The sequence below is a fragment of the Pseudonocardia sp. Cha107L01 genome (assembly GCF_052566575.1).
The window spans coordinates 2,830,747-2,844,628 of record NZ_CP199579.1; the positions used below are offsets into that span (position 1 = coordinate 2,830,747).

At 73.2% G+C, this 13,882-nt stretch carries 14 protein-coding genes; 11 read left to right on the forward strand and 3 right to left on the reverse strand.

Annotated features, from left to right (window positions below; all coding sequences use genetic code 11):
- Positions 1–481 precede the first annotated feature (481 nt).
- Together ACTXG6_RS13470 and ACTXG6_RS13475 are read right to left on the reverse strand one after the other, a co-directional pair.
- Positions 482–1,204 carry a TIGR03089 family protein gene (locus ACTXG6_RS13470; RefSeq protein ID WP_445188127.1) on the reverse strand — a complete coding sequence of 241 codons (723 nt, stop codon included), beginning with the start codon at positions 1,202–1,204 and terminating at the stop codon, positions 482–484.
- 83 nt (positions 1,205–1,287) lie between these two features.
- Positions 1,288–2,772, reverse strand: coding sequence for an LCP family protein (locus ACTXG6_RS13475; protein WP_445188128.1), 1,485 nt, complete (start codon positions 2,770–2,772; stop codon positions 1,288–1,290).
- A 56-nt stretch (positions 2,773–2,828) separates the two neighbouring features.
- Here ACTXG6_RS13475 and rfbB point away from each other — a divergent pair, with 56 nt between their 5' ends.
- The 8 genes from rfbB to ACTXG6_RS13515 all read left to right on the forward strand — a co-directional run bounded on the left by rfbB (position 2,829) and on the right by ACTXG6_RS13515 (position 9,888).
- Positions 2,829–3,818 carry a dTDP-glucose 4,6-dehydratase gene (gene rfbB, locus ACTXG6_RS13480; protein WP_445188129.1) on the forward strand — a complete coding sequence of 330 codons (990 nt, stop codon included), beginning with the start codon at positions 2,829–2,831 and terminating at the stop codon, positions 3,816–3,818.
- Positions 3,815–4,747 (forward strand): dTDP-4-dehydrorhamnose reductase, encoded by a 933-nt coding sequence (gene rfbD, locus ACTXG6_RS13485; RefSeq protein WP_445188130.1) that lies wholly within the window; start codon positions 3,815–3,817, stop codon positions 4,745–4,747. The genes rfbB and rfbD overlap by 4 nt, the downstream gene beginning before the upstream one ends.
- Positions 4,748–4,874: 127 nt before the next feature.
- Complete coding sequence (locus ACTXG6_RS13490) at positions 4,875–5,054, forward strand: hypothetical protein (RefSeq protein ID WP_445188131.1); 180 nt, start codon at positions 4,875–4,877, stop codon at positions 5,052–5,054.
- Between the two features lie 95 nt (positions 5,055–5,149).
- Positions 5,150–6,136 carry a tetratricopeptide repeat protein gene (locus ACTXG6_RS13495; protein ID WP_445188132.1) on the forward strand — a complete coding sequence of 329 codons (987 nt, stop codon included), beginning with the start codon at positions 5,150–5,152 and terminating at the stop codon, positions 6,134–6,136.
- 46 nt (positions 6,137–6,182) lie between these two features.
- Positions 6,183–7,106 carry a glycosyltransferase family 2 protein gene (locus ACTXG6_RS13500; protein WP_445188133.1) on the forward strand — a complete coding sequence of 308 codons (924 nt, stop codon included), beginning with the start codon at positions 6,183–6,185 and terminating at the stop codon, positions 7,104–7,106.
- Positions 7,107–7,131: 25 nt separating this feature from the next.
- Positions 7,132–7,758: a GNAT family N-acetyltransferase gene (locus tag ACTXG6_RS13505; protein ID WP_445188134.1), complete on the forward strand. Its 627-nt coding sequence runs from the start codon at positions 7,132–7,134 to the stop codon at positions 7,756–7,758.
- Positions 7,759–7,795: 37 nt separating this feature from the next.
- Positions 7,796–8,866, forward strand: coding sequence for a sugar phosphate nucleotidyltransferase (locus ACTXG6_RS13510; RefSeq protein WP_445188135.1), 1,071 nt, complete (start codon positions 7,796–7,798; stop codon positions 8,864–8,866).
- Between the two features lie 113 nt (positions 8,867–8,979).
- Complete coding sequence (locus tag ACTXG6_RS13515) at positions 8,980–9,888, forward strand: DNA-3-methyladenine glycosylase family protein (RefSeq protein ID WP_445189996.1); 909 nt, start codon at positions 8,980–8,982, stop codon at positions 9,886–9,888.
- 84 nt (positions 9,889–9,972) lie between these two features.
- Here the strand turns inward: ACTXG6_RS13515 and ACTXG6_RS13520 are convergent, their stop codons facing one another.
- A complete protein-coding gene (locus tag ACTXG6_RS13520; RefSeq protein ID WP_445188136.1) occupies positions 9,973–10,872 on the reverse strand; it encodes a TIGR03564 family F420-dependent LLM class oxidoreductase in 900 nt (299 codons plus the stop codon).
- On the opposite strand from ACTXG6_RS13520, the gene cofD reads away from it, so the two are divergent.
- The 3 genes from cofD to ACTXG6_RS13535 are packed head-to-tail and all read left to right on the forward strand — an operon-like array spanning position 10,871 to position 13,804.
- Complete coding sequence (gene cofD, locus ACTXG6_RS13525) at positions 10,871–11,872, forward strand: 2-phospho-L-lactate transferase (protein WP_445188137.1); 1,002 nt, start codon at positions 10,871–10,873, stop codon at positions 11,870–11,872. The two genes, ACTXG6_RS13520 and cofD, sit on opposite strands and share 2 nt — an antisense overlap.
- On the forward strand, positions 11,865–13,250 hold the full coding sequence (locus ACTXG6_RS13530; RefSeq protein WP_445188138.1) for a coenzyme F420-0:L-glutamate ligase: 1,386 nt from the start codon (positions 11,865–11,867) through the stop codon (positions 13,248–13,250). Before cofD ends, ACTXG6_RS13530 begins: the two co-directional genes overlap by 8 nt.
- On the forward strand, positions 13,244–13,804 hold the full coding sequence (locus tag ACTXG6_RS13535; protein ID WP_445188139.1) for an NUDIX hydrolase: 561 nt from the start codon (positions 13,244–13,246) through the stop codon (positions 13,802–13,804). Before ACTXG6_RS13530 ends, ACTXG6_RS13535 begins: the two co-directional genes overlap by 7 nt.
- Positions 13,805–13,882: the final 78 nt, after the last annotated feature.

Consider the following 13,882-nt stretch of genomic DNA (forward strand, 5'->3'; position numbering starts at 1 on the left):
GCAAGGTGCGCGGCAAGTACGGGAGGTGCGCGGCAAGCACGCAAGGTGCGCGGCGAGCACGGGAGCCCGGAGGGTACGCGGGAGTCCGGTCTGTTGTTACCCAGCTGCACCCCAGGCAGGTTTTTTCGCAGCCAGACATGTCTGGTGTGCAGTTCGGTAACGACAGGCAGGGCCGTGAGCGCGGGGTGGGGTGCGCGGGCGGCGTCGACGGCGTGGTTCGAAACGACGGCAACCGGAGCCGGCATGGGCGCAGGTCACCGCCGCGTCACCGCCGCGTCACCGCCGCGGCTCCGGCTCCCACAGACGTGGTGCCCACCGCACAGACCGTGCACGGTCTGTGCGAGCCGCGGCGGGGGTGTGCGAGCCGCGGCGGGGGTGTGCGAGCCGCGGCGGGGGTGTGCGAGCCGCGGCCGGGGTATGCGAGCCGCGGCGGGGGTGTGCGAGCCGCGGTCGGGGTGTGCGAGGCGGTGGGGACCCGCGCTCAGTCCAGGCGGCGGGTTACCCGCTCACCGGCGGCGCGGCGGTCCAGCGCTTCGGGGTCGGTGGGCGCATTGCGGCACTGCACCAGCGAACCGCCGGCGGCCAGCACCGCGAGGGGTACCCGGACCAGTCCGTCGGCCACCGACCAGTCGTAGCTCGTGAGCACCCGGTCGACCGCGGTGAGGCCGGTGCTGGCCGCGGCCGCCCTGGCCTCGGTGAGCACCTCGAGCACGCTCCGGCCGTCCAGCGCGGGCGCCGCGTCCGTACCGCCGGCTTCGGGGGTGAACACATCGCCGTGCAGCCGCACCTCGGTGGCGTAGTCGAGCACCCCGGCCGGCAGGTCGGACAGTCCGACGCCGAACGCGTTCAGCGACAGCGCGGTCACCACCCCGGCGCCGGCGGCGGTCGCGACGTCGAGCCGGTCGGCGTCGCAGCACACCAGGTCCGCCCCGGCCGGGTCGGCGACCACCTCCGCGCCGCACCACCAGGCGCCGAGCAGCACCACCAGGGTCTGCCAGTGCGCCGGCAGCAGCACAGCCACCCGGGCGCCCGGCTCGATGTCGCACTCGTCGCGCATCAGGTTGGCCGTCTTGGCCGCCCAGTTCGCCAGCGTGGTCCCGGACAGCTCGATCCGCTCGCCGGTCGCGTCGTCGTAGTAGGTGATCAGCGGGCGGGCCGGGTCGCTGGCCAGCAGCGGGCGAAGCAGGTTCTCGGTGAGCGTCAACGCATCCTCACGGTCAGGGCCAGAGCAGTCAGTCCACAGGCGCCGGTCAGTCCACGGGCGCCGGTCGGTCCACAGACCCGGTATCAGTCCACACAGGGCAGCCCCTCCGCTGTGATCGGAGGTCCGATCGGTGGCGGCGGGGCGCTCGGGCTCTCCGACGTACTGGAGCTGGAGTCGGTGTCCGAGCGGATGTCCGACAGCGAGAAGTCCGAGGCGAGGTACACCCGCACCGTGCCGCTCGGCACCGCATCGTCGGACTCGGTATGCACACCGCCGAGCAGGGTGGCCACCTGGTCGCCGGCGTCCTGGTGCCCCGGCGGGTAGTGCACGCTGGACGCGGCGGGCGCGTCGATGTTGCCGACCTGCCCCTCCTGGTAGCCGCGCTTGCTCAGTGCGCTGGCCACCCGGCTGGCCAGTCCGGCCTTGCCGGTGCCGTTGCGCACGTCCACGGTGACCTGGCTGGGCGGCACCTTGTCGGCCGTTGCCGAGCTGCTCACGTCGGTGCTGGAACCGTCCGACCCGCCGATCTGCTGGCGGACGAACTCCCGCACCTGGTCCGGGTCGACGGTCACCACGTCGCCGTGCTCGTTGCTGGTCTGCCCGGTGGTCGGGATGGTCATGAACTGGATGTTCCCGCCGGCCAGGTTCGACGCCTGCCGGGCGAAGCTGAGCACGTCCCAGCCGGAGTCGAGCACCACCGACTCCTTGGCGACGTTGATCAACCCCTGCAGCTTGACCGGGTTGGTCAGGGTGCCGGCGGACAGGATCTTGTGCGCCACCGCGGCGAGGAACACCTGCTGGCGGCGGATCCGGCTGAAGTCGGACTGGGGCAGCCCGTAGCGCTGCCGGACGAAGGCCAGTGCCGCGCCGCCGGTGATGGTCTGCGGGCCGGCGGGGAAGTCGGCCCCGGACCGGAACTCCTTGACCGAGTTCTTCAGGCAGACCTGGACGCCGCCGATCGCGTTGGTCAGGTTGTAGAAGCCGAGCAGGTTGACCTCGGCGTAGTGGTCGATCTTCACGTCGGTGAGCTGCTCCACCGTCTTGATCAGCTCGGTCCGGCCGGCGGTCTTGCTCTCCCGGTCCACGGCGGCCTCGTCCTCGCCGCTGTTCCGCAGCTTGCCGGCGGCTTCCAGGGTGGCCGCCGGGTACGCAGAGTTGATCTTGTTCTTGTCGTACCCGGGGATGTCCACGTAGCTGTCGCGGGGGATGGAGATCCCGGTCGCGCGGCTGCCGTCGGCCGGCACGTGCAGCAGGATGATCGTGTCGGAGTTGAGCACGCCGTCCTCGGCTCCGCTGCGCAGCGCGGCCAACAGCTGCCTGGACAGCGGGCGGCCCTTGGCGTCGGTGCGGCTGTCGACCCCGACGAGCAGGATGTTGAGGTCGGTGCCGGCCGGCTTCGGGGTGCCGCCGAGGATCACGTCGCTGGTGCTGATCCCCCCGGTCAGATCCTGGTACAGGTGCCAGCCGATGCCGGACGCCACCAGTACCACGGCAGACACGGTCGCGGCCAGCAACCGCAGGCCGATCCGTCGGCCGGACTGGTCGGGCCGGGCTGGCCGCTGTTCCACCTAACTCCTCAATGCTTAGGATTTTGCGCCGGACATCCTCGTGCCAGACTCCGGGCATGCGTATCTTGGTCACCGGTGGAGCCGGTTTTATTGGCTCGCATTATGTCCGTAGGACTCTGTATGGAGCGTATCCAGGCTACGCGGACGCCGAGATCGTGGTGTTGGACCTGCTCACCTACGCCGGCTCCGAGTCGAACCTGGCCGAGGTCGCCGACTCGCCGAGGCTGCGTTTCGTGCACGGGGACATCCGGGACGCCGCGCTGGTCGGCGAGCTCATGGTCGGCGTGGACACCGTCGTGCACTTCGCCGCCGAGTCCCACGTGGACCGGTCCATCACCGGCGCGGCGGACTTCGTGTCGACCAACGTGGGCGGCACCCAGCTGTTGTTGCAGGCCGCCGTGGAGCAGGGTGTCGGCAAGTTCGTGCACGTCTCCACCGACGAGGTGTACGGCTCCATCCCGGAGGGGTCCTGGACCGAGGACCACGTCCTGGAGCCCAACTCGCCGTACTCGGCGTCCAAGGCCAGCTCGGACCTGATGGCCCGCGCCTACCACCGCACCCACGGGCTGCCGGTGTGCATCACCCGGTGCTCGAACAACTACGGGCCCTTCCAGTTCCCGGAGAAGGTCATCCCGCTGTTCCTGACCAACCTGATGGACGGGCACAAGGTGCCGCTCTACGGCGACGGGCTCAACGTGCGGGACTGGCTGCACGTCGACGACCACTGCCAGGGCATCGCGCTGGTGGCCCAGGGCGGCCGGCCGGGTGAGATCTACAACATCGGCGGTGGCACCGAGCTGTCCAACCGGGAGCTCACCGGCCAGCTGCTGGAGGCCACCGGGTGCGACTGGTCGATGGTCGAGCCGGTGACCGACCGCAAGGGCCACGACCGCCGCTACTCGGTGGACCACACGAAGATCTCCGAAGAACTGGGCTACCGGCCGGGCGTGTCGTTCGCCGAGGGGCTGGCCAGGACGGTGGACTGGTACCGCGAGAACCGGGACTGGTGGGAGCCGCTCAAGGCACGTGCCGCGCTGGCCCGATGACCCCGCCGGGGGGCGAGGTGCGCTGGTTGGTGACCGGGGCGAGCGGCCAGCTGGGCAGCGAACTGGTCGCGGCGCTGCGCTCGGAGTCGGCCGACGTCGACGTGACCGCGGCCGGGCGCGCCGAGCTGGACGTCGCCGGTCCGGGGGTTACGGACGCGCTGCGCGGCTGGGCGGCCGGCGCGGGCGGGCGGCGGCTGGTGGTGCTCAACGCGGCGGCCTGGACCGACGTGGACGGCGCCGAGTCCGACCCGGCCGGTGCGTCGGCGGCGAACACCCACGGCCCGGCACGACTGGCCGCCGGCTGCGCCGAACTGGGCGCCACGCTCGTGCACGTGTCCACCGACTACGTGTTCCCGGGCGCGGTGCCGCTGGGCGATCCGGCCGGGGCGCGGCCCTACGAGGTGGACGACCCGATCGGGCCGGCCACCGTCTACGGGGCGACCAAGGCGGCCGGCGAGCGCGAGGTGCGCGCCGCGCTGGAGGAGCACTACATCGTGCGCACCGCATGGCTCTACGGCGCGGTGGGGAACAACTTCGTCAAGACCATCGCGGCGCTGCGGCACCGCCGGGACACCCTGGACGTGGTGGCCGACCAGCGCGGCTGCCCGACCTGGGCGGCGGAGCTGGCCGGTGGGCTGATCGAGCTGGCCCGGTCGGGCGCGCCGCACGGCACCTACCACTTCGCCGGCGCGGGCGAGGCGACCTGGTACGACCTGGCCAGGGCGGTGTACGAGGAGGTCGGCGCGGACCCCGACCGGATACACCCGTGCGACTCGGCGCAGTTCCCCAGGCCCGCTCGCCGGCCGGCCTACTCGGTGTTGTCCGGTCGATCATGGGCGACGGCCGGTATGCGGCCACCGTCCGATTGGCGGGACGCACTCCGTTCAGCTTTCCAGGTGAGCCGCTCGTCGTTCGACACGCCGATATAACGCAAACTTGCGCCGACGGCCCCGATCCACTACTCCATGCGGGTGAAGTGTCGTTCACCGCACACCGCTGCACGTTCGTCGTCGTTGGCGATGTATGGGTCTCGAATGGGTTCTGCTCAGCCTTCTGGTGGCGGTAGCCCTCTGGCTGGGAATGGATGCCTGCCGGGAGAGCAAGCGGCTGCACGCGCGGCTGACCCGGCTGGAGGTCGCGCACTCGGCCGAGAGAGAGCTCTCGAACACCGGCGAGTGGACCTACTGGCCACTGACCACGTCCGCCGAGGACAGCCGGATCGGCCCGCGCTTCTGAGCCGATCGGCCGGCTGACCCGATGAGCGGCGAGGGCGTCGGACCGCTCGCCGCTGGGTGATATAACTGTTATCCGCGCCCGTCACAATGGTGCGGGTGTCCGACAAACGCGTACTCGACGAGTCGGTGCCGGACGAACGGCCGCCGGCCACGACACCGCCGGCCACGACACCGCCGGCCACGACACCGCCGGCCAGGACCCTGCCGGGCGAAAACCTGCCCGACGGGAACGTGCCCGACGGTCACCCCGACGGCCCGCTGACCGCCCGTGGTCAGCGCCTCCTCGATGACGAGGAAGATCGGCACGACGAGGCCATCGCGGTGCTGCGCCAGGCGGTCGCCGCCCGCGAACCCGCCGCGCCGGCCCTGCTCGCCAGGGCCTACCTGGACCGCGGATTTCGCTTCGAGGTCGTCGACCTGCTGGTGCCCCGGGTCAAGGCCGGCCGGACCGATCTGGCGCTGCTGCTGGCCGACGCGCTCGCCGGTATCGGGGACGTGGACCGGGCCGAGGACGCCTACCGGGTCGCGGTGAACGGCGGCGACGTCGAGGCGATGCACACCTTCGGGGTCTTCCTGCGCCACCGAGGCCGGTACAGCGAGTCGGCGCTGATGCTGCGCCGGGCCGCCGAGGCGGGCCACCCGCTCGCGCCGGTCAACCTCGTCGAGGTGCAGTGGGAGCACCTGGACGACCCGCGCCCGGCGATCCGCACCGCGGAGTACTGGGCCGACGAGTCCCGGCCGAGCACACTGCTCGGGCTGGCCTTCGTCCGCACCGCCACCCGCCGCTTCGACGACGCCGAGAAGATGTACCGGCGCGCCGCCGAGCTCGGTGCGCACCGGGGGCACATCGAGTACGCGCTGTTCCTGCAGGAGGTCCGGGACGACCTGGCCGCCGCCGAGCGCGAGCTGGAGGCCGCCGAGCGCGACCAGGAAACGGGCTGGGCGCTGGCTTTCGGGCAGTTCCTTGCCGATGTGGGGCGCCCGGCGGAGGCCAGGGCGTACCTGTTGCACGCGGCGCACTGGGGCAGCCTGGAGGCGGCCGCCGTGCTGGAGGAGCTGGACGGCGATCCGCAGGACGACTGACGCGGGCCCGCGGTGCGACTCGGCGCTGGGGCTACCATCCCCGCCCATGTCGCAGTCCTCCGGGGAACTCCCCTCGGTCGAGCCGCCGCCCGGTGGGCCGCCGTCCTACGGTGACCAGCTGGCGGTGGTGACCGTCACCTACTCGCCCGGTGACTCCTTGAGCGCGTTCCTCGACTCGCTGCGCTCGGCCACCACCCGCCCGTACACCGTGATCATGGCGGACAACGGCTCGGTGGACGGTGCCCCGGAGCGCGCGGCCGCCGAGCGGGACGGCGTGGAGCTGCTGCGGATCGGCGAGAACGTCGGCTACGGCAGCGGCGCCAACCGCGGTGTGGCCGGACTCGGGCCCGAGGTGGGCTGGGTGGTGGTGGCCAACCCGGACCTGGTGTGGACGCCGGGGTCGCTGGACGAGTTGTTGGCCGCCGGCGCGCGGACCCCGAGGGCCGGCGCGCTCGGGCCGCTGATCTCCGACCCCGCCGGCGCGGTCTACCCGTCCGCCCGGCTGCTTCCCTCACTGGGCCGCGGCGCCGGACACGCGGTGTTCGGCACGGTCTGGCCGGCCAACCCGTGGACCCAGGCCTACCGGCAGTCCGAGGCGTGCGTCGAGGAGCGCGACGCGGAGTGGCTGTCCGGGTCCTGCCTGCTGCTGCGCCGCGCGGCGTTCGACTCGGTGGGGGGCTTCGACTCGCGCTACTTCATGTACTTCGAGGACGTCGACCTCGGCGAGCGGCTCACCAGGGCCGGCTGGCGCAACCGGTACGTGCCGTCCGCCCGGGTGGTGCACACCGGTGGGCACGCGACCACGGCGAACCCCGACATCTCCGCCCGGATGCTGGCCGAGCACCACCGCAGTGCGTACCGCTACCTGGCCGACCACTACCCGGGTCCGGGCTGGGCGCCGGTGCGGCTGGCGCTGCGGGCCGGCCTCGGCACCCGTTCGGCGCTCGCGGTGCGCAAGGCCAGCCGTTGACCGTGGCGCGCTCAGAGTGGGTCTGATGACCGCGCGGATCGAGCCGCTGCTCGGCCAGGACGCCCGGACGGTCGGCTGGCTGCTGGCCGCCAGCTACAGCGCGGACCCGGCGTTCCAGGCACTGTGGCCGGACTCCGGGGTCCGGGCCCGCGTGCTGCGTTCGCTGCTCACCGCGAGCGCCCAGGACGCGGCCCGGTGCGGCGGCGCGGTGCTGGCCAGGGACGGCGTCGGCGCGGTCGGGGTTGCGCTGTGGCTGCCGCCCGGCATGTACCCGCTCTCCACGGTCAGATTCGCCCTGCAGACGCCGGCCTTGGCCCGCGCGGCGCTCGCGGCCCCCGCCGCCTTCCCGCGCTACGTCTCGGTGTCGGCCCGGTTGGCCCGCGACCTGTCGCCGAAGCGGACCGGCGAGCTGGACTGGTACCTGCGGGCCATGGGGGTACACCCGAGGGCACGCCGCCGTGGCGTCGGTGCGCTGTTGCTGGCGCCGGTGCTGGCCAGGGCGGACGAGGAGGGCGCCCGGTGCCGGCTGCACACCTCGGACCCGGCCAACGTGCCGTACTACGAGCGGTTCGGGTTCCGGGTCCAGCCGCCGGTGTTCCGAACGCGCCGGGACGGGCCCAGCTATCTCGGCATGATTCGGCCGCCAGGATGAGCGCCCGGCCGGCCGGGTAGCCTTTCCTAGCGTGACCATGAGCGATGTTGATGCGGTGGTACTCGTCGGGGGCAAGGGCACCCGGCTGCGGCCGCTGACACTGTCCACCGCCAAGCCGATGCTGCCCACAGCCGGGGTGCCGATGCTGGCTCACCTGCTGTCGCGGATCCAGGCCGTCGGGATCCGGCACGTGGTGCTGGGTACGTCGTACCTGGCAGAGACCTTTGCGAGCCACTTCGGCGACGGCTCGGCATTGGGCCTCGAGCTGGAGTACGTGGTGGAGACCGAACCGCTGGGCACCGGTGGCGGCATCCGCAACGTGGCGCCCTACCTGCGCGGCTCCGAGGTCATGGTGTTCAACAGCGACGTGCTCGCCGGCACCGACCTCGCCGCCGTGGTCGGCACCCACCGGGAGACCGAGGCGGACGTCACCCTGCACCTGGTCCGGGTGCCCGACCCCAGGGCGTTCGGCTGTGTGCCGACCGACGCCGACGGCCGGGTGCAGGCATTCCTGGAGAAGACCGACGACCCGCCGACGGATCAGATCAACGCCGGCTGTTACGTCTTCCGCCGCGAGGTCGTCGACTCCATCCCGGCCGGGCGCCCGGTATCGGTGGAGCGGGAGACGTTCCCGGGCCTGCTGGAGGCGGGTGCGCGCGTCTCCGGTCACGTGGACGCGACCTACTGGCGTGACCTCGGCACCCCGTTCGACCTGGTCGACGGCTCCGCCGACCTGGTACTCGGCCGGGCGCCGTCGGACGCGCTGCCCGGCCCGATCGGCCAGGCGCTGATACTCAAGGACGCCACGGTCGCCTCGGACGCGACGCTGCTCGGCGGTTCGACGGTCGGCGCCGGCGCGGTGGTCGGTGCCGGCGCCCGGCTGGACGGTGCGCTGCTGTTCGACGGCGCGGTGGTCGGCGAGGGCGCGGTGGTGGAGCGGTCGGTCCTCGGCGCCGGTGCCCGCGTGGAGGCCGGTGCGACCGTGTCCGACTCGGTGGTCGGGGACCGGGCGGTGATCGGTGAGCGGTGCGAGCTGCGGGACGGGATGCGGGTGTGGCCGGACGTGGTGCTGCCGGCCGGCGGCGTGCGGTTCTCCGCCGGGGTGTGAGCTCCGACCCGCCGTTCGGTGCCGACGCGCCCGGTGCCGACTCGCCCGGTGCCGACTCGCTCGGTGCCGACGCGCTCGGTGCCGGCTCACCGCCCGGTGCTGACTCGCCGGCGGTGACCCGGCGGTGGCGGCCGGACTTCGAGCTGGACCTGCTCGGGTCGCTGGGGCCGCTGCGCAGGGGCCGGGGCGACCCGACACTGCGGATCGACCCGGAGCTGGGTATCTGCTGGCGGACCGGCACGACGGCCGACGGCCCGGCCACCATGGCGATCCGCCGGTCGCCCGACGGCGGCGTCGAGGCCACCGGCTGGGGCCCGGGCGCGCCGATCATGCTCGACGGGCTGCCCGCGCTGCTCGGCGCTGCCGACGACGACACCGGGTTCGTGGCGCACCACCCGCTGATCGAGGAGACCCGGCGCCGGCTGCCCAACCTGCGCCTCGGCGCGACCGGTCGGGTGTGGGACATCCTGCTGCCGGCTGTGCTCGAGCAGAAGGTCACCGGGGTGGAGGCGCGCCGGTCCTGGCGGGAGCTGTGCTGGCGGTTCGGGACCAGGGCACCCGGTCCGCCCGACATGCCGAAGATGTGGGTGCCGCCGACGCCGGCCGCCGTGCGGGCCATCCCGGACTGGGAGTGGCACCGCGCCGGGGTGGACTCGGCCCGGCGGCGCGCGCTGCTGGCGTCCGCCGCGGTGGCGCACCGGTTGGAGCGGGCGGCGGTACTGGGCGGCACAGCGGGGCGTGAGCTGCTGCGGCTGGTGCCCGGGATCGGGGTGTGGACCGCCGCCGAGGTGGCCCAGCGGGCCTGGGGCGACCCGGACGCGGTGAGCGTCGGCGACTTCCACATCCCGAGCGTGGTCGGCTGGGCGCTGCTCGGCCGGCCGCTGGACGACGCCGGCATGCTCGCCGTGCTGGCCCCGTACGCCCCGCAGCGGCAGCGTGCGGTGCGCTACATCGAGGCCTCCGGCTTCCGCCGGCCCCGGTTCGGGCCGAGGTTCGCCGCCAAGGACTACCGCGCGATGTAGCCCGGCCGCTCGACGCCGGGTGCCGGGATGGCCGGGTGTTGGGATGGCCGGGTGTTGGGATGGCCGTGTGCTGGGACGCCCGACTCAGGGTGCTGGGACGCCCGACTCGCGGGAGAGTTCGCCGAGAAGTTGCCGGGTGCGCAGCTGGTCGTCGGTGCCGGCGAACTCGGTCTGGCAGACCACCACCTCGGTGGCGCCGGCCTCGAAGTACCGGTGGATCTGCTCGGTCAGCTGCTCCGCCGACCCGATCACCGCAAGATCGCCGGCCCGTTCGACCCCTTCGCGGGCCAGTACCGCCCGGTAGGACGGAACTGACTCGTAGAACTCCATCTCTCGGTACGCCCGCGCCCTGGTCTCGGACACGTTGTCGGTGACCACACCGGGTACCAGCGCCACCACCCTCGGCCGGGGCCGGCCCACCGCGTCGGCTGCCTCGATGAGGGTCGGCACCAGGAAGTCGGCCAGCGTCTTCGGCCCGGCCAGGTACGGCAGCGTGCCGTCGGCGAGCTCACCGGCCACCCGCAGCGCCTTCGGTCCCATCGCCGCGACCAGGATCGGTGGCGCCGGTCGGGCCCCGGGGACCGCGCTCGGGACCGGGGTGCGGGCGGTGACCAGATCGCCGGCGAAGTCGACGTCGCCGGTGTCCAACAGCGGGCGCAGAGCGGTCAGGAACTCCCGCAGGTGGGCGACCTGCTGATCGGGCGCGACGCCGATCACCTGTCGCATGAGGTCCCGTGCGCCGAGCGCGATACCGAGCTGGAACCGGCCTCCGGTGGCCGCCTGCGCGGTCTGTGCGAGGTTGCCCAGCAGGATCGGGTGCCGGCCGCCCGCCTGGGCGATGGTGAAGTCCACCAGGTTCGTCCGGTCCTTGGTGCTCTCGCCCGAGTACGGGGCGAGCACGGTGCCGATCTCCGTGTAAACGCCAACCCAGCTACCCGCGTCCGGATTCCGCACCACCGTCGGCGACGTAGGGTTGGCAGTCATGAAGGTTGTGGCGCTCGTGGGCGGTGTCGGCGGCGCGCGTTTCCTGCTCGGGTTGAAGGCCGCGCTCGGCATTCCGGGTAGTGACGTGCATCGGATCACCGCGGTGGTCAACGTCGGCGATGACATCTGGTTGCACGGGCTGCGCATCTGCCCCGACCTGGATACCTGCATGTACACCCTCGGCGGCGGCATCGACACCGAACGCGGTTGGGGCCGGGCCGGTGAGACCTGGACGGTCGGCGAGGAGCTGAAGGCCTACGGGGCGGAGCCGAGCTGGTTCGGCCTCGGCGACCGGGACGTGGCCACGCACCTGATCCGCACCCGGATGCTGCGCGCCGGCTACCCGCTCTCCGCGGTCACCGAGGCACTGTGTGACCGGTGGCAGCCCGGCGTCCGGATGCTGCCCGCCAGCGACGACCGGGTGGAGACGCACGTGGTGATCGACGCGCCGGCCGACCCGGATAGCCCCGCCGGCGCCGATCAGCCCGCCCAGCAGGCCATCCACTTCCAGGAGTGGTGGGTGCGGCACCGCGCGGTGCCCAAGGCACACCGGTTCGCCTCGGTCGGCGCGGAGGAGGCCACCCCGGCGCCCGGGGTCCTCGAGGCGATCGCCGAGGCGGACGTGGTGCTGCTCGCCCCGTCCAACCCGGTGGTCAGCATCGGCGCCATCCTCGCCGTGCCCGGTGTGGGCGACGCGCTGCGCTCGGGGCCGGCCCCGGTGATCGGCCTGTCGCCCATCGTGGGCGGCCGCCCGGTACGCGGCATGGCGGACGCCTGCCTGGAGGCGATCGGGGTGGACACCACCGCGCAGGCCGTCGGGCGGCACTACGGCGCCCGTGCGGCCGGCGGGCTGCTGGACGGCTGGCTGGTGCACGAGTCCGACTGGGCGGACGTGGAGGGCGTGGCCGTGCGCGCGGTCCCACTGCTGATGACCGACGTGAACGCGACCGCCAAGATGGCCAGGCACGCGCTCGACCTGGCTGGGGTCGGCGGTGCCTGAGCAGCACAGCGCTCCGGAACCGGCTCCCACCGGCGTGCCGACCGACCACGCGTCCGCGCTGCTGGAGCTGCGCCCGCTCACCGGGCTGCCCGAGTTCCGCCCCGGCGACGACCTGGCCACCGCGATCGCCGCGGCCGCGCCGGACCTCCTCGACGGTGACGTACTAGTGGTGACCAGCAAGGTCGTCTCCAAGGTGGAGGGCCGGCTGGTGTCCGCGCCGACCGACCCGGCGGAACGGGACACCCGCCGTCGCGAGCTGGTGGCCGCCGAGACCGAGCGGGTGCTCGCCCGCAAAGGCCGCACCCTGATCGTGGCGAACAAGATCGGCCTGGTGCAGGCGGCCGCCGGCGTGGACGCGTCGAACGTGGCCGCCGACGAGCTCGCGCTGCTGCCCGTCGACCCGGACAGCTCGGCCGCCCGGCTGCGCGGCCGGCTGCGGGAGCTTCTCGGCGTCACCGTCGCGGTGGTGATCACCGACACGATGGGGCGGACCTGGCGGATCGGCCAGACCGACGTGGCGATCGGCTCGGCAGGGCTGCCGGTGCTGCACCGCTACGCCGGGGCGCACGACGCACAGGGCAACGAACTGATCGTCACCGAGGTCGCGCTTGCCGACGAGATCGCCGGCGCGGCCGACCTGGTGAAGGGCAAGCTCGGCGGCGTCCCGGTGGCCGTGCTGCGTGGGCTCGGCGGGCTGGCCGACGACGGCTCGACCGCGGCCGACCTGGTGCGCCCGCTGCACGAGGACCTGTTCTGGCTGGGCACCGAGGAGGCGCTGGCCCAGGGCCGGCGGGAGGCCGTGGCGGCGCGGCGCTCGGTGCGCGAGTTCGCCGGTGACGCGGTCGAGCCGGCCGCGATCCGTCGGGCGGTCGCCGCCGCGTTGACCGCGCCCGCGCCGCACCACACCACCCCGTTCCGGTTCGGCTGGCTGCGCGACCCGGCCCGGCGCACCGAGCTGCTGGACGCGATGGCCGACCGGTGGCGGGCCGACCTGACCGCCGACGGGCGGCCCGCCGAGGAGATCGAGCGCCGGCTGGCCCGAGGCGACATCCTGCGCAGGGCGCCGGAGCTGGTGTTGCCGTTCCTGGTGCCTGACGGCGCGCAGGACTACCCGGACCAGTCCCGGCGGGCCGCGGAGCAGACCATGTTCACGGTGGCCGGCGGCGCCGCGGTGCAGGGCCTGCTGGTCGCGCTGGCCGCCGAGGGCCTTGGCTCCTGCTGGATCGGCTCGACGATCTTCGCTGACGAGACCGTGCGCGCGGTGCTCGACCTGCCGACCGGCTGGCGCCCGCTCGGCGCCGTCGCGGTCGGGTACCCGGCCGCCCCGGCGGCGCCGCGCCCGCCGGTGGACCCGGCCGCCGGACTGCTCGAATGGTGACGTCACAGTCCGCCTCGGCCGCGCTACGGGCCTGGCGGCCGACCGAGGCCTGCCAGCTGTCGCTGCGGGAGGCGTTCCTGGGCTTCCTGGCGGCCCGGCCCGAGGACGCCTGCCTGCGGGCCTGCGAGCCGGGCCACCTGACCGCCTCAGCGCTGCTGCTGGACCACGACGAGCGCCATGTGCTGCTCACCCTGCACCCGAGGGTCGGGCGGTGGATCCAGCTCGGTGGGCACTGTGAGCCGGACGACGCCACGTTGGCCGACGCGGCGCTGCGCGAGGCGACCGAGGAGTCCGGCATCGACGGGCTGTACCTGGAACCCGAGCCGCTGCAGCTGGACGTGCACCCGATCACCTGCTCGCTGGGCCTGCCCACCCGACATTTTGATGTCCGGTTCCTGGCGAGGGCGCCGGAGGGGGCCGTGGAGCGGATCAGCGAGGAGTCGTTGGACCTGCGTTGGTGGCCGGTGGACCAGTTGCCGACCGATGTCGACGCGATCCCCGAGTTGGTCCGCCTGGCGAGAACTCGGATGTCGCCGCGATCGGGCCCGCGATAACCGCTTACGCGGATTCTGGCCAAATTCCGGAAATGTTGTCCTCAATTACCGGCGAGCGCCTTCAGAAATAATGATCAA